This window comes from Haemophilus sp. HMSC066A11 (genome assembly GCF_001811665.1).
GTDB classification, from domain to species: Bacteria; Pseudomonadota; Gammaproteobacteria; order Enterobacterales; family Pasteurellaceae; genus Haemophilus; species Haemophilus influenzae.
Genome location: NZ_KV805851.1, coordinates 49,103 through 68,303 on the forward strand (window position 1 = coordinate 49,103; position 19,201 = coordinate 68,303).

General features: G+C 37.2%; 14 protein-coding genes and 1 pseudogene. 8 read left to right on the forward strand and 7 right to left on the reverse strand.

Translation table 11 applies throughout. The annotated features are described in order from the left end of the window. The first annotated feature begins 1 nt into the window (after position 1). On the forward strand, positions 2 to 1,018 hold the full coding sequence (gene arsB, locus HMPREF2813_RS00830) for an ACR3 family arsenite efflux transporter (protein WP_070646926.1): 1,017 nt from the start codon (positions 2 to 4) through the stop codon (positions 1,016 to 1,018). Positions 1,019 to 1,101: 83 nt separating this feature from the next. Here arsB and HMPREF2813_RS00835 read toward each other — a convergent pair whose 3' ends face one another. Next, entirely contained in the window at positions 1,102 to 1,716 is a 615-nt protein-coding gene (locus tag HMPREF2813_RS00835) for a cation diffusion facilitator family transporter (protein ID WP_005628502.1), read from the reverse strand. Positions 1,717 to 1,787: 71 nt separating this feature from the next. Between HMPREF2813_RS00835 and HMPREF2813_RS00840 the strand changes: the two genes are divergently transcribed. Both HMPREF2813_RS00840 and HMPREF2813_RS00845 read left to right on the forward strand, forming a co-directional pair. Beyond that, complete coding sequence (locus HMPREF2813_RS00840) at positions 1,788 to 2,186, forward strand: Cd(II)/Pb(II)-responsive transcriptional regulator (protein WP_014550506.1); 399 nt, start codon at positions 1,788 to 1,790, stop codon at positions 2,184 to 2,186. Positions 2,187 to 2,200: 14 nt separating this feature from the next. Next, positions 2,201 to 2,566: pseudogene (locus HMPREF2813_RS00845) on the forward strand (arsenic resistance protein); the annotation flags it as partial. 52 nt (positions 2,567 to 2,618) lie between these two features. Here the strand turns inward: HMPREF2813_RS00845 and HMPREF2813_RS00850 are convergent. Continuing rightward, positions 2,619 to 3,440, reverse strand: coding sequence for a zinc-dependent alcohol dehydrogenase family protein (locus HMPREF2813_RS00850; RefSeq protein ID WP_005631031.1), 822 nt, complete (start codon positions 3,438 to 3,440; stop codon positions 2,619 to 2,621). Here HMPREF2813_RS00850 and HMPREF2813_RS09980 point away from each other — a divergent pair. Beyond that, positions 3,373 to 3,591, forward strand: a complete 219-nt coding sequence (locus HMPREF2813_RS09980) for an efflux RND transporter permease subunit (protein WP_228840868.1) — start codon at positions 3,373 to 3,375, stop codon at positions 3,589 to 3,591. The two genes, HMPREF2813_RS00850 and HMPREF2813_RS09980, sit on opposite strands and share 68 nt — an antisense overlap. A gap of 49 nt (positions 3,592 to 3,640) precedes the next feature. Here HMPREF2813_RS09980 and HMPREF2813_RS00855 read toward each other — a convergent pair whose 3' ends face one another. The 5 genes from HMPREF2813_RS00855 to HMPREF2813_RS00875 form a co-directional block, all read right to left on the reverse strand. Next, positions 3,641 to 4,051, reverse strand: a complete 411-nt coding sequence (locus HMPREF2813_RS00855; RefSeq protein WP_005631033.1) for a hypothetical protein — start codon at positions 4,049 to 4,051, stop codon at positions 3,641 to 3,643. 1 nt (position 4,052) lies between these two features. After that, entirely contained in the window at positions 4,053 to 6,092 is a 2,040-nt protein-coding gene (locus HMPREF2813_RS00860) for a hypothetical protein (protein WP_005631036.1), read from the reverse strand. A 2-nt stretch (positions 6,093 to 6,094) separates the two neighbouring features. Next, entirely contained in the window at positions 6,095 to 7,615 is a 1,521-nt protein-coding gene (locus HMPREF2813_RS00865; RefSeq protein WP_014550508.1) for a site-specific integrase, read from the reverse strand. After that, entirely contained in the window at positions 7,602 to 8,882 is a 1,281-nt protein-coding gene (locus HMPREF2813_RS00870) for a site-specific integrase (RefSeq protein WP_016533798.1), read from the reverse strand. The genes HMPREF2813_RS00865 and HMPREF2813_RS00870 overlap by 14 nt, the downstream gene beginning before the upstream one ends. Before the next feature lie 150 nt (positions 8,883 to 9,032). Beyond that, entirely contained in the window at positions 9,033 to 9,539 is a 507-nt protein-coding gene (locus HMPREF2813_RS00875) for a single-stranded DNA-binding protein (RefSeq protein ID WP_013525504.1), read from the reverse strand. Positions 9,540 to 9,692: 153 nt separating this feature from the next. Between HMPREF2813_RS00875 and uvrA the strand changes: the two genes are divergently transcribed. The 4 genes from uvrA to queA all read left to right on the forward strand — a co-directional run bounded on the left by uvrA (position 9,693) and on the right by queA (position 18,868). Continuing rightward, complete coding sequence (gene uvrA, locus HMPREF2813_RS00880) at positions 9,693 to 12,524, forward strand: excinuclease ABC subunit UvrA (RefSeq protein ID WP_048946950.1); 2,832 nt, start codon at positions 9,693 to 9,695, stop codon at positions 12,522 to 12,524. A gap of 329 nt (positions 12,525 to 12,853) precedes the next feature. Then, entirely contained in the window at positions 12,854 to 17,068 is a 4,215-nt protein-coding gene (hap, locus tag HMPREF2813_RS00885) for an adhesion and penetration autotransporter Hap (RefSeq protein ID WP_070646928.1), read from the forward strand. Positions 17,069 to 17,206: 138 nt separating this feature from the next. Then, on the forward strand, positions 17,207 to 17,653 hold the full coding sequence (locus tag HMPREF2813_RS00890; RefSeq protein WP_005686672.1) for a hypothetical protein: 447 nt from the start codon (positions 17,207 to 17,209) through the stop codon (positions 17,651 to 17,653). 123 nt (positions 17,654 to 17,776) lie between these two features. Continuing rightward, on the forward strand, positions 17,777 to 18,868 hold the full coding sequence (gene queA, locus HMPREF2813_RS00895) for a tRNA preQ1(34) S-adenosylmethionine ribosyltransferase-isomerase QueA (protein ID WP_005694057.1): 1,092 nt from the start codon (positions 17,777 to 17,779) through the stop codon (positions 18,866 to 18,868). Positions 18,869 to 19,201 lie beyond the last annotated feature (333 nt).

Genomic DNA, 19,201 nt, shown 5'->3' on the forward strand with positions numbered 1-19,201 from the left:
CATGGGTTTGTTTGAACGTTTTTTAAGCCTTTGGGTGGCGTTGGCGATTGTGCTGGGCGTGGTTTTGGGTGTTTGGTTTCCCAATGTATTTCAATGGGTTGCATCTTTGGAAGTGGCTCATGTGAATTTGCCTGTGGCGATACTGATTTGGCTGATGATTTATCCGATGATGATTCAGATTGATTGGTCGGCAATCAAAGACGTGGGCAAAAAACCAAAGGGCTTATTTTTAACCTTATTTATCAACTGGTTGGTCAAGCCGTTTACGATGGCGATGTTCGGCTGGTTATTTTTTCGGGTGTTTTTTGCAGGTTGGGTGGACGCACAGTCGGCACAAGAATACATTGCCGGCATGATTTTGCTGGGCGTGGCACCGTGTACGGCAATGGTGTTTGTGTGGTCGCAACTGGTCAAAGGCGACCCCAATTACACTTTGGTGCAGGTTTCGGTCAATGATTTGATTATGATTGTGGCGTATGCTCCGATTGCAGGCGTATTGCTCGGCGTAAGCGACATAGAGATTCCGTGGAATACCTTGATTTTAAGCACGGTTTTATATGTGCTGTTGCCCTTGCTGGCAGGCTGGCTTACCCGCTCTTATTTACAAAAATCGGGTAAATCGGTGGCACAATTTTCAGGCAGTCTAAAACCCTTTTCCGTGATGGGCTTGATTTTGACGGTGGTGTTACTGTTCGCCTTTCAAGCCCAAACCATTATTGCCAATCCTTTGATTATTCTGCTGATTGCCATTCCCTTGCTGGCACAGACTTACGGCATTTTTGCCTTGGCTCACGTTTTGGCAAAATGGCTCAAATTACCACACGAAATTTCCGCCCCTGCGTGCTTGATTGGCACGAGTAATTTTTTTGAATTGGCGGTGGCGGTGGCAATTTCTTTGTTCGGTTTGCACTCGGGGGCGGCATTGGCAACGGAGGTCGGTGTGCTGGTGGAAGTGCCTGTGATGTTGTCGCTGGTGTGGTGGATAAACCGAAAATCGCTGGGGAATAAAGGGGTGTAGGTTTTTCAGGCAGCCTGAAAGTTATTTTGCAAAATTTAAAAATAAAAACACCGCTTGAACATCAATCCAAACGGTGTTTTAAATTAACTGACTTTTAATTCCGCCCAAGCCCTTTTGATGATTTCTTGACTGGCTTGTAATGCCAAAAATGCCAAAACAAACGCCACAATTAAATCAGGATATTTTGATTGAAAAAAATAAACTGCCATACCCGCCAAAATTACCGCCACATTACCAATCGCATCGTTTCGGGAACACACCCACACACTGCGGACATTGCTGTCGCCATCACGAAATTTTAATAATATCAACAATGCCGACACATTGACCAATAACGCCAAAAATCCCACAATGCTTATTTCAGAATAACTGGGCATTTCCCCATAAAACACACGATAAATGGTTGTCATTAAAATAAATAAACCAAAACCGCCCATCGTTAGCCCCTTAACCATAGATGCTTTGGCTCGGTAACTTAACGCCATTGGCAAAACAATCAAACTTATCAAATAATTGGCACTGTCGCCCAAGAAATCCAAACTGTCCGACAACAGCGAAGTTGAACCTGATTTAACCCCCATCACAATTTCCACAAAAAACATTGATAAATTTAATATCAAGACAATCCACAAGGCTTTTTTGTACTTGGGCGATTGATGAATAGGCTGATTTGAACCACAACAATTTTGGCACGCCATTTTTTTGCTCCTGTTTTAAGATGAAATTTGCTATACTATAAACTCCGTAGTCATTACAGGGTCAAGCCAAAATGTCAAAATTTTTTAAAATAAAACAAGCCAGTGAACAAACAGGCGTACATTTGGAAACCATTCGTTATTATGAAAAACAAGGCTTAATCGCCCCTACACATCAACAAAACGGCTATCGTGTGTTTGATGAAAATCAGTTAGAGCAATTACGCTTTATTAAAACTTGCCGTAATATCGGTCTTTCTTTAAGTAACATCAAAACGCTGTTGCAATTACAACAAACGCCTAACAAACAATGCTATGAAATCAATGCACTTGCCGAGCAACATTTGGCATATTTGGACGAACAAATCAAAGAACTACAACAAGTTAAAACTTTTTTAATGCAATTTGTGGGTTGTGAAAATAAAACGGTTGATAAGTGTCAGATTATTCAAGGTATTAAAGAAAAAGAATAGCGGAATATTTTTCAGGCAGCCTGAAACCTTTTTCCATTATGGGTTTGATTTTGACGGTGGTGTTGCTGTTTGCCTTTCAAGCCCAAACCATTATTGCCAATCCTTTGATTATTCTGCTGATTGCCATTCCCTTGCTGGCACAGACTTACGGCATTTTTGCCTTGGCTCACGTTTTGGCAAAATGGCTCAAATTACCACACGAAATTTCCGCCCCTGCGTGCTTGATTGGCACGAGTAATTTTTTTGAATTGGCGGTGGCGGTGGCAATTTCTTTGTTCGGTTTGCACTCGGGGGCGGCATTGGCAACGGAGGTCGGTGTGCTGGTGGAAGTGCCTGTGATGCTCTCGCTAGTGTGGTGGCTTAATCGGCAGGTAAAATAACGATGTGCCGTCTGAAACTTATTTTTCAGACGGCATATTTACCTTAAAACAATCAAACCTTTACCAAAATCTTCCCAATCTGTGCATTGCTTTCCATATAACGGTGAGCTTCCGCCATTTCATCAAAAGCAAAAACTTTGTCAATTTCTGGTTTTAATTGACCGCTTGCTAAGCCGTCAAACACGAATTTTTTCGCTTGAGCGAGTTTTTCTGGTACGGTAGTGATTTCAAACAATTCATAGCCTCGCACGGTTAAGTGTTTGCCTAAAATTGGGAACACAGGCACGGCGATATCATCGTGGCTTAATGCACCGTAGATGATGTATTTGCCGTCTTGTGTCATTGCGTTGATAATTTTTGCTGCTTCTTTGTCACCCAAAGGGTCGAACACCAAATTCACGCCTTTGCCGTTTGTAATTTCTAGTAATTTAGCCGTAACGTCATCTTCTTTGGTGGCAATCACAAAATCCGCCCCTTTCTGTAAAAGCACATCACCTTTGGCGTGCGTGCGAGACAGAGCAATCACGTTTGCCCCTTGCATTTTGGCGATTTGAATGGCGGCAATGCCTACCGAGCTGGTCGCTCCGCCCAATACAACAAAATCGCCTTTTTGCACCTTGCCAAATTCAATCAAACCGCCGTATGCGGTTACAAACATCATCCAACTTGCCGCAGCTTGTTCCATTGTGAGGTTTTCAGGGTGTTTTACCACAGCGTGAACGGGCATATTTACGATTTCGCCATAAGTGCCGTATTCGGAACGTGTCCGCCCGATTTTAATGACCACCATTGCAATGGTAGCGGGAATGATCCCGGCCGTGTTTGCCAGCGGTGCAGGCGCGGCATTTAGAGCACCTATGGCAATCGCTGTCATTTGTGGTTTAATCGCCTCAACCTTGTTGAGCCTAGTATTTGTGCCTGTAGTTTATTCCTTAATGGATGACCTCAGAGAATGGCTAGCCCCGAAATTAGCCAAATTAACATCAGTAACACCGGAGGATAGAATCCCAAGAAGAGAAGGATAATCTTTTTGAAAAAATACTGTTTGAAATTTAAATTTCAAACGGTATCTCTTTATCGATGCTGGCGATTAACTGCAATAAGTGGCTTATTTAGCTTATCTTCTGTCATTCCATGCATATATGCATTATACTGCCATACAATGAATTTTTGCTTGTATTGCTCATTGATTTCTTCCAATCGTTGTACTTGAGCCTTTAAATTATTTACTTGTTTTTGCAAATAATCTATCGTTACATTTGGTTGAGGATTAGCTTTAGAGTTTTCTTTTATTCTTTGTTTCCGTGTACTAAAAGCCTTTTGTATATCACTATAATTAGCTAGTGATTGTCTTTCAATGCTTTTAATATTCAATAGTTGTGAAACTTCAGAACAAAGTAAATCCCATGTTAATTTACCCTCCCAAGTATTAATCAACATGATTATATCTTCTAAATTTTCCTCTGTGATAAGAATTTTAGGCATACTATAACTCCATTAGTCTATATAAATCATCGTCTAATCTAGCTGTTTCAGGCTTTTGAAGATCTATATCCATTCCCTTTTCCTGTAAAGCTAATTTAACTGGAGAAGGGTCGTACTCATCAGGCATTCTTAATAATGATCCATTTGGGATTTCACTATTTTCTAAGAACTTAATTTTAGTTTTTATATGTGTTAATCTCCATCCTAGGTTACTTATCCAACGATCTGCACCAAAAACACCTATTTTATGGTGTTCTTTGGCTTTATTAAATTGCTCGGTTAATTGAGTCTCACGTTGCTTTAATATTTCTAAAGAAGACTCTAATCCTTTAATACAAATAAGCTCTTTACATGTTTCACAATCACCATGACGAGAACATGGAGACATCGCATAATCATGTTCACAAATACCTATTTCTGTTATCGTTGCAACTCCAATTCTGTCTTTACCTAAGTCTTCATAGGTAATAGGAAGATTTAAATGAATTTTGTCTAATATTGAAATATCCTCAGGAATGAGTAAATCTCGAACTGCCTCACTTTTTTCTTCTTCTGTCCTGTGATCATAAGCTTTATTATCTGCCACTCTAGCTCTGCCTGCCCAGTTAGCTAAAGTTAATTCATCCATTCCACCTCGCTCAGCTTTTGTACTCAACCAATGCCTTGCATTATGCGATGGTAATCTAATAAATTCTCCTTTAGATGTACCTATACAATGTTTTTCCCATAATGATGTTTTAGGGCGAGTTTCTGAATAGCAAAATCTATCATTAATTTGGTTCACTGTTGGTAACACAAAAGAGAAACTTTTAGAGGAAAAGTCATCATGAAATTCATTTTCTCTGAATAATAACAAAGCTTCAGAAGCCTTAACGTTTTTATGTTTATCTACATAGGGCCAATTATTAAATTTTGATGTGTATTTTTTATACAAAAATTTTCCTAGTATCTCATAAGTTATAATTCCATCGTTTTCACTTATTAAATTTTTAAACCATTTGGTGTTACAGATATTTTGGGAATCAATATCTAACACTTCAGCTATTTCACTTTTAGTCAAAGGCTTTTTGTATAAAGAATGGGATGTTACAAGATCTTTATCAAATAACATCAATATATTAGGATTTTCTTCTGCAAATTTAGCTGCTTTTCTTGCCAAGGAGCTTATATTTGTTAAACGCCTAACCGCTTCAACAACAATATCTTGCATACAGCTAGGAACCCACTTTAATCCCTCTTTACCATTTTTTGCTGGTATCCATCGAATACCTAATTGCTTATTTCCCAAGCTATCGTCCTCCCATTCTAAGCAATTGACAGATAAAGACATCAACTCAGAACAACGAGATGGAGCGACCATAAGTAGAGCCATAACAGCTGTATAATATTCAGTTTCTTTGTCTAAATTAGGGGCATCATGAAAGAGTTTAGCAACCAGCATCATTTCTTCATCAGTTGGCATTTTACTTGAACGGTATTCTTTTCCTTTATCATCCAGTAGTATAGTCAAATCTCTAGGGCGTTTATAAGGATTTTCCCATAAAGGTAGTTGAGGTGTAATTTGATTTTCTCTACAAAAATCAAATAATTTTTGAATTTGATAGCCTAATTTATTGACTGATTCCGTACCTTTTTTATACTTTTTTGATACGATATTTTCTACTTCATGAATAGCTAAATAATCAAGCTGAAGTATGTCAGCCTTTCCTTTAATATTATAGAGAGCCATTTCAACTATACGTAAAGATTCAATATGTCTGGCTAAATTACGAATGGGATTTAGAGAATAAGTATAACGAATATAGGCTTTGGCAAATTCAATGAATGGTGCAGCTAATGGCTCATATTTATAAGCTGTAGATTTAATTCTTTCTGTGGAAAAACGAACCTGAACTGGATAAATGCTGAATGTTGTTTTCCATTGATTGTTTTCCCAGCAATCATTTCCAAAGATAGTAAGCTGATTTTTACTGAAATTAATAAATTGCTCTAAATTAGATTTAGGATTATTATCTTGTGGAGTAAAAATTAGATTATTCATAATTAGTGGCTCCCAATAGTTCTTTTCATATCATTGCAAGCTTGAACAACATACTCAACAGCTAAAATAATACGATCTTTGGATGATGCATAATCTATGCTTTTGGTTTGTTTTAAACGTTCTTCCTTTTCCTCATACAATTTATTTAAGATTTGTTGATGAGGACCATCAACGAGCGGTCTAAACTTAGGACATAAATAACAAGTTTCATAGCCAGTTATACAAAAATCATTTGTACCACAAGCACCTATTGTATCTATTCCGTTATTGGTTATTAAAGATGTTGGATCATGCCCCCTTTCGCTTTCATTTAAGTTAGAAATAATTCTACCTGTAAATGCTTGAGCGAGTTTTCCCATTTCAGCACCCATAACACGATCAATGTATTGCACTGTATCAGCTGTATTTTCAGTATAAACTTTAACGTTTTGTGTATCTGTATGATCTAGGAGCTCTGCTATAATCGTTGCCCCAACCCCTTTTCTTCCTAGATTTGTTCCTCTAGTATGGCGAAAACGTCTTGCTGTTACATGAATAATCTCGCCTGTTCGTTCTGAAATTGCTTTTTGGTGAATACAGAATTTTCGTAATGCGTATAGCTCCAACGAAGAAGCAGAATAATGAAAAATATCTTTGTTTAATAATGAAAGATCAAAATTCCTATTTTTGATATTCTTCTTTAAACAATTCCAATCAATAAACATTGGTAATTTCATTTTATAACTAGAAATAAAGGTTTCATCAACCAAACTAAGCAATTTCTTATATTGATATTCTATAAAGTTTAGGAGAATTAAATATAAGTCCTCTGTGATAGCAAGTTTTTTAAATGTTTCTCTGAATAATCCTCCTCTTTTTTTGGCACTAGGGATATTTAGAAAATAATTCCATGTTCCTTGAGAGATTTCCTTTCTTAAATCTTCAAATTTTAAATGGCGTATTTGAATGGGTCTTCTAGCTGTAGATTGAAGTAAGTGAATATATGCATATGTTTCAAATGAAATAAGATCTTCTCTCCAAAGTCTAGCAAGTTCAGCCATTAAAGCCAAAATTTCATTTTCGGTAAATGCTCCTGTATAAGGGCATCTCATTAATACCGATTTACCTTTATCATTTCCACTCAACGTAAAGCTTTCTAGCAATGACACAACAGATTTATCAACTCCATAATAGCCATACTCATGCCATGACAATAAAAAACCCTTTAATGCTCCTAAATACCATTCATGTTCTTTTCCTAGTTTATTTTTCCAATCCAAGATTATTGGCACATTAATGACTTCTAAATTAGTTGAAATTACTAATCGTTGAAATTGTTGATACATGTGATATACGTGATAACTTGAGTATTTTTCGGCATATATTGCTAATGTTTTTCTAAACCCATCTAATGTTTTTTTATTTATATTTAATATGGGTTGAGAAAAGTTAATGGTTTTGTCTTTACTTATATGCCAAGAGTTTTCATTTTCATCAAATACATACCCATCTCTTGACTGTCTAAGACGTTTATTCTGATTCATAATTATCAACCTTTTTTTGAAACTGAATCTGAAGATCTAATAATATCTTGTTAGCTTTTTCTCTTATATAACGTTGATTATAAATATTTCCTGATTTCTCGGATGTATGCCCCATAAGATGTTGTCTCATCTTTGCTTCTTTTTCAGGAGAAATAAAATCTTTATGAGAAGAATCATGATTTACATTTTGATTATTTTTATCCACCTTTCGTGAAAAATCTAAGTTCCATTCATGACGAAAAATATGTGGATGAATAATAGAAAATTTAGAATCTATCTTTTTCATCGTTGGTACAATAACATTATCAAAAGAACTGGTACTAATTGGGTTTCCTTGCGTTTTTCCTTTTCGATGGGTTACAAATAAATATGGATGTTTATTAGCGTTAGGAATCTTAGAGCGATAGTTCATAATATAGTCATTGATAAGTTGAGCTATATTTTGTGAAATAGGAAGTCGCCTTTCTTTCGTTTTACTTACAGCTTGCTTCTTCCTTGTGTCAAATTTATCATCATGCGTTCGTCTAATTGTAATTGAGGATTTAGCTGTTCCTATATCAATAAATGGGATTTGAATTGATAATAGCTCTCCTCTTCTAATCCCTAATTCCTTTAATAAGATAAACATCAAATGGTTTCTTTTTCTAATTCCAATATCTTGAAATGGATTATTAGGATTAGAAAAGTTCGCAATAGACATAAACTCATCTAACAATCCATCAGGTAGTTCACTTTCTGGTTTGATAGATAATGTTTTATGATTTTTAGGTCTTGACTCTTTAATTAACGTAATTAGTTTCGTCAATTTTTCAATATATTCATTAGATACATTAATTACTTTAGATAGAAATAATATGTATTCTGAAAGCGTTGTTAGTCTATTATATTGATGACTAAGAGATACGGCAGAATAAATATCAATAAATTGAGTCCTACCTTTCATTAACACACTTTTTTTTGTATTGATTACATTCTTTCGCTTTTTTACATTTATTCTCATATGTTGGATAAGAGATTCTAATTGGTTTTCTGTTAAGAGTGCTTTGTTATGAATTAGATCGCTAATAACAAGATTATTCTGTTTTTCCCAATTCATTACCCACTGTATAGTTCCCAGCTTATTTCTAATTGTGTTTACTGCGGATTGATTACGTAGTTCTACAGTTACCCATAAGGTTGAATAAAAATCAGGAATACCAGTTTTAACATTAACCAATATAGGAAAACGTTCTCCATTTGAAAAAAGGACTGTTTCTAATCTATGCATAATCATTTAATTTACAAAAATATCATATATAAATACTATCAAATTAAAGATGTTGTGTCAAAATTAATGTAAAAAAAAGAGAAGTCTTATTTTATAAGGCTTCTCTCTGGTTTCTATGATGTATTTTTACATAATTTATGTATATGGATTTCAGAACGGAATATCGTCATCAAATCCATCCATTGGTGGTTCAGCCTGTGGTGCAGATTGTTGTGGAGCTGGGCGAGATGATTGATAACTATTACCATTGTTAGTTTGACGAGCTTGGTAAGAAGATTGTGGCGCACCGCCCATATCATTACCAGAACCACCTGCGTTTTGATTACGTCCACCAAGCATTTGCATTACATCGCCTTGAATTTCTGTGGTGTAACGATCTTGACCGTTTTGATCTTGCCATTTACGCGTTTTTAAACGCCCTTCCACATATACTTGAGAGCCTTTGCGTAAATATTCGCCGCAAATCTCTGCTTGACGACGATAGAATACAATGCGGTGCCATTCTGTTACTTCACGGCGTTCGCCAGTATTACGGTCGTTCCAGCTTTCACTGGTTGCTACGCTGATATTTGCAACGGCATCGCCGTTTGGCATAGTACGAATTTCAGGATCATTACCTAAATGACCTACAATAATGACTTTATTAATTCCAGCCATAAAAAAACCTCATTTTTTATCTAAAAAAGTGCGGTTATTTTGCCTGAAATTTTTTAAAAGATCTATATATTTTAACTGGATATTTGCACAGATATTAAAATATGCGATAATGATCGCAAAATTTACATTTATTTCATACTTTTGAGTTATTTTATGGAAAATATCGATATTCGCGGGGCTAGAACCCATAACCTGAAAAATATTAATTTAACTATTCCACGCAATAAACTTGTGGTGATTACTGGGCTTTCAGGTTCGGGAAAATCCTCTTTAGCCTTTGATACACTTTATGCGGAAGGGCAACGCCGCTATGTTGAATCTCTTTCGGCGTATGCACGTCAATTTTTGTCTTTAATGGAAAAGCCTGATGTGGATTCTATTGAGGGACTTTCCCCTGCAATTTCCATTGAACAAAAATCTACCTCACACAATCCACGTTCTACAGTGGGAACAATTACGGAAATTTACGATTATTTACGTTTATTGTTTGCACGAGTAGGGGAGCCGCGTTGTCCCGATCATAATGTTCCATTAACGGCACAAACAATTAGTCAAATGGTGGATAAAGTATTAAGTTTACCTGAAGACAGTAAGATGATGTTACTTGCGCCAGTTGTCAAAAATCGCAAAGGCGAACATCTCAAGATTTTAGAAAATATTGCTGCGCAAGGTTATATTCGTGCGCGTATTGATGGCGAAATTTGCGATTTATCTGATCCGCCAAAATTAGCCTTACAGAAAAAACATACTATTGAAGTAGTGGTTGATCGTTTTAAAGTGCGGTCAGATTTAGCAACACGTTTAGCCGAATCTTTTGAAACCGCATTAGAGCTTTCAGGTGGCACTGCGATTGTGGCAGATATGGATAATCCGAAAGCAGAAGAATTAGTTTTTTCGGCAAATTTTGCTTGTCCGCATTGTGGTTATTCTGTGCCAGAATTAGAGCCTCGTTTATTTTCCTTTAACAATCCTGCAGGTGCTTGCCCAACTTGTGATGGCTTGGGTGTGCAGCAATATTTTGATGAAGATCGTGTGGTGCAAAATCCGACTATTTCTCTTGCTGGTGGTGCGGTAAAAGGTTGGGATCGTCGTAATTTCTATTATTATCAAATGCTCACCTCATTGGCGAAACATTATGATTTTGATGTTGAAGCCCCTTATGAATCTTTGCCAAAGAAAATTCAACACATCATTATGCATGGCTCAGGCAAAGAGGAAATTGAATTCCAATATATGAATGATCGTGGCGATGTGGTTATTCGCAAGCACCCTTTTGAAGGGATTTTGAATAATATGGCTCGCCGATATAAAGAAACGGAATCAATGTCGGTGCGTGAAGAATTAGCGAAAAATATTAGCAATCGACCTTGTATAGATTGTGGTGGATCTCGTTTGAGACCCGAAGCGCGTAATGTGTATATTGGAAAAACCAATTTGCCGATAATTGCGGAAAAAAGCATTGGCGAAACCCTCGAATTTTTTACCGCACTTTCTCTCACTGGTCAAAAAGCGCAAATTGCGGAAAAAATTCTTAAAGAAATCTGCGAGCGTTTGCAGTTTTTAGTCAATGTTGGTTTGAATTATCTTTCTCTTTCTCGTTCAGCTGAAACTCTTTCAGGTGGTGAAGCACAACGTATTCGCCTTGCGAGTCAAATTGGTGCGGGGCTTGTTGGTGTAATGTACGTATTAGATGAACCTTCAATTGGCTTGCACCAACGTGATAATGAACGCTTACTTAACACGTTAATTCATCTGCGTAATCTTGGTAATACGGTAATTGTTGTGGAGCACGATGAAGACGCGATTCGTGCAGCTGACCATATTATTGATATTGGGCCTGGTGCGGGCGTGCATGGCGGACAAGTTATTGCGCAAGGAAATGCCGATGAAATTATGCTCAATCCAAATTCCATCACGGGAAAATTTTTATCGGGCGCAGATAAAATCGAAATCCCGAAAAAACGCACCGCACTTGATAAGAAAAAATGGCTCAAACTTAAAGGCGCATCAGGTAATAACTTAAAAAATGTGAATTTAGATATTCCCGTTGGTTTGTTTACTTGCGTAACTGGTGTGTCTGGTTCAGGAAAATCCACACTTATTAATGATACTTTATTTCCACTTGCGCAAAATGCGTTAAATAGAGCGGAAAAGACGGATTACGCACCTTATCAATCTATCGAGGGATTAGAACATTTCGATAAAGTTATTGATATTAACCAAAGCCCGATTGGACGCACGCCACGTTCAAATCCAGCCACTTATACAGGCTTATTTACCCCGATTCGCGAGCTTTTTGCAGGTGTGCCAGAGGCACGTGCGCGCGGCTATAATCCTGGACGTTTTAGCTTTAACGTACGAGGTGGACGCTGTGAAGCCTGTCAGGGCGATGGTGTACTCAAAGTTGAAATGCATTTTTTACCCGATGTTTATGTTCCTTGCGACCAATGTAAAGGTAAACGCTATAATCGCGAAACCTTAGAAATTCGTTATAAAGGCAAAACGATTCATCAAGTTTTAGATATGACGGTGGAAGAAGCTCGCGAGTTTTTTGATGCGATTCCAATGATTGCAAGAAAATTACAAACCTTGATAGATGTGGGATTATCCTATATTCGATTAGGTCAATCTTCCACAACACTTTCAGGCGGCGAAGCCCAGCGCGTGAAACTAGCAACGGAACTTTCTAAACGTGATACGGGTAAAACTTTGTATATTCTAGATGAACCGACGACTGGTTTGCATTTTGCTGACATTAAGCAATTACTTGAAGTACTGCATCGATTACGCGACCAAGGAAATACTATCGTCGTCATTGAACACAATCTTGATGTGATTAAAACCGCAGACTGGATTGTCGATCTTGGCCCAGAGGGAGGCAGTGGCGGCGGACAAATTATTGCGACGGGTACACCAGAGCAAGTTGCCAAAGTAGAAAGTTCCCACACCGCCCGCTTCCTTAAACCGATTTTAGAAAAACCTTAGAAAAAATGACCGCACTTTCAGAGAAAACTCACATAAAGTGCGGTTATTTTATTAGTGATATTGTTTTAATTTTAGTTATCTGTATAAATTACATATAATATTAATCCATCGCAAGATTAGATTACCCACTAAGTATTAAGCCAAAACCTAGAAATTTTGGCTTAATTACTATATAGTTTTACTGCTTTATTTTCTTTTGTGCCTTTTAGTTCGTTTTTTTAGCTGAAATCCCTTAGAAAATCACCGCACTTTTATTGTTCAACTATCGTTCAATAGTCGTTTAACCACGTATTTTTTAATACGAAAAATTACTTAATTAAATAAACATTATGAAAAAAACTGTATTTCGTCTTAATTTTTTAACCGCTTGTGTTTCATTAGGGATAGTGTCGCAAGCGTGGGCAGGTCATACTTATTTTGGGATTGACTACCAATATTATCGTGATTTTGCTGAGAATAAAGGGAAGTTTTCAGTTGGGGCTAAAAATATTGAGGTTTATAACAAAGAAGGGCAATTAGTTGGCACATCAATGACAAAAGCACCTATGATTGATTTTTCCGTGGTGTCGCGTAACGGCGTGGCGGCATTAGTAGGCGATCAATATATAGTGAGTGTGGCACATAACGGTGGATATAATAGCGTTGATTTTGGAGCAGAAGGTCCAAATCCCGATCAGCATCGTTTTACTTATCAAATTGTAAAAAGAAATAATTATCAGGCTTGGGAGAAAGAGCATCCTTATGATGGAGATTATCATATGCCTCGTTTACATAAATTTGTAACTGAAGCTGAACCTGTGGGTATGACAACAAATATGGATGGAAAAGTATATGCTGATAGAGAGAACTATCCTGAGCGTGTACGTATAGGCTCAGGACGTCAGTATTGGCGTACAGATAAAGATGAAGAAACGAATGTACATAGTTCATATTATGTCTCAGGTGCATATCGTTATCTTACTGCAGGAAATACCCATACTCAGAGTGGAAATGGTAATGGTACAGTCAATCTTAGTGGTAATGTAGTTAGCCCTAATCATTATGGTCCATTACCAACGGGTGGTTCTAAAGGCGATAGCGGTTCGCCAATGTTTATTTATGATGCGAAGAAGAAACAATGGCTTATAAATGCTGTATTACAAACTGGGCATCCTTTTTTCGGAAGAGGTAATGGGTTTCAGTTAATACGTGAAGAATGGTTTTATAATGAAGTTCTTGCGGTTGATGCCCCTAGTGTTTTTCAACGCTATATTCCCCCAATAAATGGACATTATTCCTTTGTATCAAATAATGATGGTACAGGTAAATTAACTTTAACTAGACCTAGTAAAGATGGCTCTAAAGCAAAATCAGAAGTAGGAACTGTGAAGTTATTTAATCCATCGTTAAATCAAACCGCTAAAGAACGTGTTAAAGCAGCAGCAGGCTATAATATTTACCAACCAAGAATGGAATATGGAAAAAATATTTACCTTGGCGACCAAGGAAAAGGAACTTTAACAATCGAAAATAATATAAATCAAGGTGCTGGTGGATTGTATTTTGAAGGTGATTTTGTCGTTAAACCAAGTGATAACAACGTAACTTGGCAAGGTGCAGGCATCTCTGTTGGAGAAGAAAGTACAGTTGAATGGCAAGTGCATAATCCAGAAGGCGATCGCTTATCCAAAATTGGGCTGGGAACCTTACTTGTTAATGGTAAAGGGAAAAACTTAGGAAGCCTGAGTGTCGGTAACGGTTTGGTTGTGTTAGATCAACAAGCAGATGAATCAGGTCAAAAACAAGCCTTTAAAGAAGTTGGGATCGTTAGCGGGAGAGCAACGGTTAAACTGAATAGCGAAAATCAAGTGGATCCGAATAACATTTATTTTGGTTTCCGTGGTGGTCGCTTAGATCTTAATGGGCATTCATTAACCTTTAAACGTATCCAAAATACGGACGAGGGGGCGATGATTGTGAACCATAATACAACTCAAGTCGCTAATATTACTATTACAGGTTATGACACCATAAATGATAATTTAAAACAATTAACTAATAAGCGAGATATTGCATTTAACGGTTGGTTTGGCGAAACAGATGAAAATAAACACAATGGACGATTAAACCTTATTTATCAACCCACTGCAGAAGATCGTACTTTGCTACTTTCAGGCGGCACAAACTTAAAAGGCGATATTACCCAAACAAAAGGTAAACTATTTTTCAGTGGTAGACCGACACCCCACGCCTACAATCATTTAGACAAACGTTGGTCAGAAATGGAAGGTATCCCACAAGGCGAAATTGTGTGGGATTACGATTGGATCAACCGCACATTTAAAGCTGAAAACTTCCAAATTAAAGGCGGAAGTGCGGTGGTTTCTCGCAATGTTTCTTCAATTGAGGGAAATTGGACAGTCAGCAATAATGCAAATGCCACATTTGGTGTTGTGCCAAATCAGAAAAATACCATTTGCACGCGTTCAGATTGGACAGGATTAACGACTTGTAAAACAGTAGATTTGAACAATAACGCTGTTATTGCTTCTATACCTATAACACAAATCAATGGCTCTATTAATTTAACTGATAATGCAACAGCGAATATTCATGGTTTAGCAAAACTTAATGGCAATGTCACTTTAATAAATCACAGCCAATTTACATTGAGTAACAATGCCACCCAAATAGGCAATATCAAACTTTCAAATCACGCAAATGCAACGGTAAATAATGCCACTTTAATGGGCAATGTGAATTTAACGGATTCTGCTCAATTTTATTTAAAAAACAGCCATTTTTCGCACCAAATTCAGGGCGACAAAGACACAACAGTGACGTTGGAAAATGCGACTTGGACAATGCCTAGCGATACTACATTGCAGAATTTAACGCTAAATAATAGTACTGTTACGTTAAATTCAGCTTATTCAGCTAGCTCAAATAATGCACCACGTCACCGCCGTTCATTAGAGACGGAAACAACGCCAACATCGGCAGAACATCGTTTCAACACATTGACAGTAAATGGTAAATTGAGGGGGAAAGGCACATTCCAATTTACTTCATCTTTATTTGGCTATAAAAGCGATAAATTAAAATTATCCAATGACGCTGAGGGCGATTACACATTATCTGTTCGCAACACAGGCAAAGAACCCGAAGCCCTTGAGCAATTAACTTTGGTTGAAAGCAAAGATAATAAACCGTTATCAGACAAACTCAAATTTACTTTAGAAAATGACCACGTTGATGCAGGAGCATTACGTTATGAATTAGTGAAGAATAATGGCGAATTCCGCTTGCATAACCCAATAAAAGAGCAGGAATTGCACAATGATTTAGTAAGAGCAGAGCAAGCAGAACGAACATTAGAAGCCAAACAAGTTGAACAGACTGCTGAAACACAAACAAGTCAGGCAAGAGTGCGGTCAAGAAGAGCGGTGTTGTCTGATCCCCCGTCTGCTCAAAGCCTGTTAAACGCATTAGAAGCCAAACAAGCTGAACCGAATGCTAAAACACAAAAAAGTAAGGCAAAAACAAAAAAAGCGCGGTCAAAAAGAGCATTGAGTGCAGCGTTTTCTGATACCCCGTTTGATCTAAGCCAGTTAAAGGTATTCGAAGTCAAACTTGAGGTTATTAATGCCCAACCGCAAGTGAAAAAAGAACCTCAAGATCAAGAGGAACAAGGCAAACAAAAAGAATTGATCAGCCGTTACTCAAATAGTGCGTTATCGGAGTTGTCTGCAACAGTAAATAGTATGTTTTCCGTTCAAGATGAATTGGATCGTCTTTTTGTAGATCAAGCACAATCTGCCGTGTGGACAAATATCGCACAGGATAAAAGACGCTATGATTCTGATGCGTTCCGTGCTTATCAGCAGAAAACGAACTTGCGTCAAATTGGGGTGCAAAAAGCCTTAGATAATGGACGAATTGGGGCGGTTTTCTCGCATAGCCGTTCAGATAATACCTTTGACGAACAGGTTAAAAATCACGCGACATTAACGATGATGTCGGGTTTTGCCCAATATCAATGGGGCGATTTACAATTTGGTGTAAACGTGGGCTCGGGAATTAGTGCGAGTAAAATGGCTGAAGAACAAAGCCGAAAAATTCATCGAAAAGCGATAAATTATGGTGTGAATGCAAGTTATCAGTTCCGTTTAGGGCAATTGGGTATTCAGCCTTATTTGGGTGTTAATCGATATTTTATTGAACGTGAAAATTATCAATCTGAAGAAGTGAAAGTGCAAACACCGAGCCTTGCATTTAATCGCTATAATGCTGGCATTCGAGTTGATTATACATTTACCCCGACAGATAATATCAGCGTTAAGCCTTATTTCTTCGTCAATTATGTTGATGTTTCAAACGCTAACGTACAAACCACTGTAAATAGCACGATGTTGCAACAATCATTTGGGCGTTATTGGCAAAAAGAAGTGGGATTAAAGGCAGAAATTTTACATTTCCAACTTTCTGCTTTTATTTCTAAATCTCAAGGTTCGCAACTCGGCAAACAGCAAAATGTGGGCGTGAAATTGGGGTATCGTTGGTAAAAATCAACATAATTGTATCGTTTATTGATAAACAAGGTGGGGCAGATCCCACCTTTTTTATTTCAATAATGGAACTTTATTTAATTAAGAGCATCTAAGTAGCACCCCATATAGGGGATTAATTAAGAGGATTTAATAATGAATTTAACTAAACTTTTACCAGCATTTGCTGCTGCAGTCGTATTATCTGCTTGTGCAAAGGATGCACCTGAAATGACAAAATCATCTGCGCAAATAGCTGAAATGCAAACACTTCCAACAATCACTGATAAAACAGTTGTATATTCCTGCAATAAACAAACGGTGACTGCTGTGTATCAATTTGAAAACCAAGAACCAGTTGCTGCAATGGTAAGTGTGGGCGATGGCATTATTGCGAAAGATTTTACTCGTGATAAATCACAAAATGACTTTACAAGTTTCGTTTCTGGGGATTATGTTTGGAATGTAGATAGTGGCTTAACGTTAGATAAATTTGATTCTGTTGTGCCTGTAAATTTAATTCAAAAAGGTAAATCTAGCGATAACATCATCGTTAAAAATTGTGATGTAAACGTAAAAGCAACTAAAAAAGCAAATTTATAATTAATCCCAAATGACCAGCATAATTGCTGGTTATTTTATCTTCCCCGAGGGGAGATTTTTTCTTGAGATCATTTTCAATTCAAACTAGACTTACCGCCTATTTTATTTAACCTAAATTTTGTTATGCGTGTTTCAGACTTTAACTTTGATTTACCCGATGAATTAATTGCTCGTTATCCTAAAACTGATCGTGTTTCTTGTCGTTTATTACAGTTAAATGGCGAAAACGGAGAAATTTTTCACCGCACTTTTTCTGATGTATTAGATTTAATTGATGAAGGCGATTTGTTGATTTTTAATAATACACGCGTTATTCCTGCAAGAATGTTTGGGCGTAAAGCCAGCGGTGGGAAAATTGAAGTTTTAGTTGAACGGATGTTAGATGAACATCGTTTCTTAGCGCATATTCGTTCATCGAAATCCCCTAAAGAAGGGGCTGAATTATTTTTAGGGGAAGATAAATTAGGCGAAAATAATGGCATTAAAGCGGTAATGAAAGCGCGTCATGGTGCATTGTTTGAAGTGGAATTAAGTGATAAATCAACCGCTCTTTTAGATGTGTTGCAAACCATTGGGCATATGCCATTGCCGCCTTATATTGACCGCCCAGATGAAGAAGCCGATCAAGAATGTTATCAAACGGTTTATAGTAAAGTACCAGGTGCGGTAGCAGCACCAACAGCAGGCTTACATTTTGATGAAAATTTACTTGAAAAACTCAAAGCAAAGGGTGTGAATTTTGAATTTGTTACATTACATGTAGGCGCAGGAACATTCCAGCCTGTTCGTGTGGAAAATATTGAAGATCACGTAATGCATGCGGAGTATGTGGAAGTTTCTCAAGAAGTCTGTAATGCGATTATCGCAACAAAAAAAGCGGGCAAACGTGTAATTGCAGTGGGAACTACTTCTGTTCGTTCTATTGAAAGTGCGGCACTTTCTGCGGAAGAATTTGGCAATCCAGATTTAATTGAGCCTTATTTTTCTGATACCTCTATTTTTATTTATCCAGGGAAAAAATTCCGAGTGGTGGATTGCTTAATTACTAATTTCCACTTACCTGAAAGCACTTTGATTATGTTAGTTTCAGCTTTTGCTGGTTATAAAAATACCATGAATGCATATAAGCATGCAGTAAAAGAAAAATATCGTTTCTTTAGTTATGGCGATGCGATGTTTATTAATAAAAATTCTAATGTGAGAGGATTGGAATAAGTTGTTTGACTTGTAATTAGTCAGCACCTACAATAAAGAACAAGAGATGGCGGTAACCATCTCTTGTCGGCATCAACTACTAATAGCCAGTGCTACTTTTCAATAACAGGCAAAGTAGAATAATGATGACCAACTTAATCATAAATTTAGTCATATTTTTATCCTTAGTATGATTAACAAACTCAGGATCTACGAAATAGCCCGACAGCGGCAACTGGCGGACTATCTTAGTAGATCCGCCTCTGCTCAAAGAGCATTGAAAATATGATATCACAAAGCCTGTATTTTTTAACAGGCTTTTTTGTTTAAAAAATCTTCGAACTGTTTATTCGT

Excerpts from the sequence above, each read along its gene's own strand:
- arsB (WP_070646926.1), top strand. The coding sequence starts at position 2 with ATGGGTTTGTTTGAACGTTTTTTAAGCCTTTGGGTGGCGTTGGCGATT.
- HMPREF2813_RS00835 (WP_005628502.1), bottom strand. The coding sequence starts at position 1,716 with ATGGCGTGCCAAAATTGTTGTGGTTCAAATCAGCCTATTCATCAATCG.
- HMPREF2813_RS00840 (WP_014550506.1), top strand. The coding sequence starts at position 1,788 with ATGTCAAAATTTTTTAAAATAAAACAAGCCAGTGAACAAACAGGCGTA.
- HMPREF2813_RS09980 (WP_228840868.1), top strand. The coding sequence starts at position 3,373 with ATGATCCCGGCCGTGTTTGCCAGCGGTGCAGGCGCGGCATTTAGAGCA.
- HMPREF2813_RS00850 (WP_005631031.1), bottom strand. The coding sequence starts at position 3,440 with ATGACAGCGATTGCCATAGGTGCTCTAAATGCCGCGCCTGCACCGCTG.
- HMPREF2813_RS00855 (WP_005631033.1), bottom strand. The coding sequence starts at position 4,051 with ATGCCTAAAATTCTTATCACAGAGGAAAATTTAGAAGATATAATCATG.
- HMPREF2813_RS00860 (WP_005631036.1), bottom strand. The coding sequence starts at position 6,092 with ATGAATAATCTAATTTTTACTCCACAAGATAATAATCCTAAATCTAAT.
- HMPREF2813_RS00865 (WP_014550508.1), bottom strand. The coding sequence starts at position 7,615 with ATGAATCAGAATAAACGTCTTAGACAGTCAAGAGATGGGTATGTATTT.
- HMPREF2813_RS00870 (WP_016533798.1), bottom strand. The coding sequence starts at position 8,882 with ATGCATAGATTAGAAACAGTCCTTTTTTCAAATGGAGAACGTTTTCCT.
- HMPREF2813_RS00875 (WP_013525504.1), bottom strand. The coding sequence starts at position 9,539 with ATGGCTGGAATTAATAAAGTCATTATTGTAGGTCATTTAGGTAATGAT.
- uvrA (WP_048946950.1), top strand. The coding sequence starts at position 9,693 with ATGGAAAATATCGATATTCGCGGGGCTAGAACCCATAACCTGAAAAAT.
- hap (WP_070646928.1), top strand. The coding sequence starts at position 12,854 with ATGAAAAAAACTGTATTTCGTCTTAATTTTTTAACCGCTTGTGTTTCA.
- HMPREF2813_RS00890 (WP_005686672.1), top strand. The coding sequence starts at position 17,207 with ATGAATTTAACTAAACTTTTACCAGCATTTGCTGCTGCAGTCGTATTA.
- queA (WP_005694057.1), top strand. The coding sequence starts at position 17,777 with ATGCGTGTTTCAGACTTTAACTTTGATTTACCCGATGAATTAATTGCT.